Origin of the sequence: Enterococcus sp. 1001283B150225_161107_E12 (assembly GCF_015556925.1) — a bacterium.
Classification (GTDB): Bacteria; Bacillota; Bacilli; order Lactobacillales; family Enterococcaceae; genus Enterococcus_B; species Enterococcus_B mundtii.
In genome coordinates this window covers 1735-5012 of record NZ_JADNNI010000030.1, presented here as the reverse complement: position 1 = coordinate 5012, position 3278 = coordinate 1735, and the positions used below count along the sequence as shown (strand labels likewise).

General features: G+C 49.6%; 2 rRNA genes. Both read right to left on the bottom strand.

The features are described from left to right. A 5S ribosomal RNA gene (rrf, locus tag I2F89_RS15265) occupies nucleotides 1–116 on the bottom strand. An 89-nt stretch (nucleotides 117–205) separates the two neighbouring features. After that, a 23S ribosomal RNA gene (locus I2F89_RS15260) occupies nucleotides 206–3120 on the bottom strand. Nucleotides 3121–3278 lie beyond the last annotated feature (158 nt).

Genomic DNA, 3278 nt, shown 5'->3' with positions numbered 1-3278 from the left:
GCGTGGCGGCGTCCTACTCTCACAAGGGGCAACCCCTCACTACAATCGGCGCTAAGAAGCTTAACTTCTGTGTTCGGCATGGTTACAGGTGTATCCTTCTCGCCATCGCCACCACACTTGGTGTTATCTATATTGAGTAAATCTTGTTCACTCAAAACTGGATTTGAAGTATCAGTAAGAAACTCTCCGAGTTTTTCATTTTATTTTGGTTAAGTCCTCGATCGATTAGTATCAGTCCGCTCCATACATCACTGTACTTCCACTCCTGACCTATCTACCTGATCATCTCTCAGGGATCTTACTTTCTTAAAGAAATGGGAAATCTCATCTTGAGGTGGGCTTCACACTTAGATGCTTTCAGCGTTTATCCCTTCCCTACATAGCTACCCAGCAATGCCCTTGGCAGAACAACTGGTACACCAGCGGTAAGTCCATCCCGGTCCTCTCGTACTAAGGACAGCTCCTCTCAAATTTCCAACGCCCGCGACGGATAGGGACCGAACTGTCTCACGACGTTCTGAACCCAGCTCGCGTGCCGCTTTAATGGGCGAACAGCCCAACCCTTGGGACCGACTACAGCCCCAGGATGCGACGAGCCGACATCGAGGTGCCAAACCTCCCCGTCGATGTGGACTCTTGGGGGAGATAAGCCTGTTATCCCCAGGGTAGCTTTTATCCGTTGAGCGATGGCCCTTCCATGCGGAACCACCGGATCACTAAGCCCGACTTTCGTCCCTGCTCGACTTGTAGGTCTCGCAGTCAAGCTCCCTTCTGCCTTTACACTCTTCGAATGATTTCCAACCATTCTGAGGGAACCTTTGGGCGCCTCCGTTACTCTTTAGGAGGCGACCGCCCCAGTCAAACTGCCCATCTGACACTGTCTCCCACCACGATAAGTGGTGCGGGTTAGAGTGGCCATAACGCAGGGGTAGTATCCCACCAGCGCCTCCATCGAAACTAGCGTTCCGACTTCTACGGCTCCTACCTATCCTGTACATGCGGTACAGACACTCAATATCAAACTACAGTAAAGCTCCATGGGGTCTTTCCGTCCTGTCGCGGGTAACCTGCATCTTCACAGGTACTAAAATTTCACCGAGTCTCTCGTTGAGACAGTGCCCAAATCGTTACGCCTTTCGTGCGGGTCGGAACTTACCCGACAAGGAATTTCGCTACCTTAGGACCGTTATAGTTACGGCCGCCGTTTACTGGGGCTTCAATTCGTACCTTCGCTTACGCTAAGCACTCCTCTTAACCTTCCAGCACCGGGCAGGCGTCAGCCCCTATACTTCATCTTACGATTTTGCAGAGACCTGTGTTTTTGATAAACAGTCGCTTGGGCCTATTCACTGCGGCTGATCTGACGATCAGCACCCCTTCTCCCGAAGTTACGGGGTCATTTTGCCGAGTTCCTTAACGAGAGTTCTCTCGCTCACCTTAGGATTCTCTCCTCGACTACCTGTGTCGGTTTGCGGTACGGGTCGTTGTTTTCTCACTAGAAGCTTTTCTCGGCAGTGTGACGTCAGGAACTTCGGTACTATTATTTCCCTCCCCATCACAGCTTGTCCTTAAAGTTAGAAGCATTTGACTCCTATCAAGACTTACTGCTTGGACAGACATTTCCGATCGTCTGCATTCCTTAGCCTCCTGCGTCCCTCCATTGCTCAAACAAAAACAACGAGTACAGGAATATCAACCTGTTGTCCATCGCCTACGCCTGTCGGCCTCGGCTTAGGTCCCGACTAACCCTGGGCGGACGAGCCTTCCCCAGGAAACCTTAGTCATTCGGTGGACAGGATTCTCACCTGTCTTTCGCTACTCATACCGGCATTCTCACTTCTAAGCGCTCCAGCAGTCCTCACGATCTACCTTCAACGCCCTTAGAACGCTCTCCTACCAATACACCTAAAGGTGTACTCCACAGCTTCGGTAATATGTTTAGCCCCGGTACATTTTCGGCGCAGGGTCACTCGACTAGTGAGCTATTACGCACTCTTTAAATGGTGGCTGCTTCTAAGCCAACATCCTAGTTGTCTGTGCAACCCCACATCCTTTTCCACTTAACATATATTTTGGGACCTTAGCTGGTGGTCTGGGCTGTTTCCCTTTCGACTATGGATCTTATCACTCACAGTCTGACTCCCGGATATGAATGAATGGCATTCGGAGTTTATCTGAATTCGGTAACCCGAGATGGGCCCCTAGTCCAAACAGTGCTCTACCTCCATCATTCTCAATTCCGAGGCTAGCCCTAAAGCTATTTCGGAGAGAACCAGCTATCTCCAAGTTCGTTTGGAATTTCTCCGCTACCCACACCTCATCCCCGCACTTTTCAACGTACGTGGGTTCGGTCCTCCAGTGCGTTTTACCGCACCTTCAACCTGGACATGGGTAGATCACATGGTTTCGGGTCTACGACTACATACTCAAACGCCCTATTCAGACTCGCTTTCGCTGCGGCTCCGTCTCTTCAACTTAACCTCGCATGCAATCGTAACTCGCCGGTTCATTCTACAAAAGGCACGCCATCACCCATTAACGGGCTTTGACTTGTTGTAGGCACACGGTTTCAGGTTCTATTTCACTCCCCTTCCGGGGTGCTTTTCACCTTTCCCTCACGGTACTGGTTCACTATCGGTCACTAGGGAGTATTTAGCCTTGGGAGATGGTCCTCCCGGATTCCGACGGAATTCCTCGTGTTCCGCCGTACTCAGGATCCTCCTAGGTGCCTTCCAAATTTCATCTACGGGGCTTTCACCCTCTTTGACTGACTTTTCCAAGTCATTCGACTATCTGAAAGAACTACCATATCGGAGTCCTACAACCCCAATGAGCAAGCTCATTGGTTTGGGCTTTTCCCGTTTCGCTCGCCGCTACTCAGGGAATCGAATTTTCTTTCTCTTCCTGCAGGTACTTAGATGTTTCAGTTCTCTGCGTCTACCTCGTATACGCTATGTATTCACGTATACGTAACATCCTATAAAAGATGCTGGGTTCCCCCATTCGGAAATCTCTGGATCATAGCTTACGTACAGCTCCCCAAAGCATATCGGTGTTAGTCCCGTCCTTCATCGGCTCCTAGTGCCAAGGCATCCACCGTGCGCCCTTATTCACTTAACCTTATCAACCTTGCGGTTGGGTTTTGATCTTTCTTCTAGCGATAGAAGTCCAATCAAGAAAAATAAGCAATTGAACTTATTAAAAAACTCATTCAACGCGGTGTTCTCGGTTTGTATTACTTACATTTTTACTTCAATATCCAGTTTTCAATGAACAAG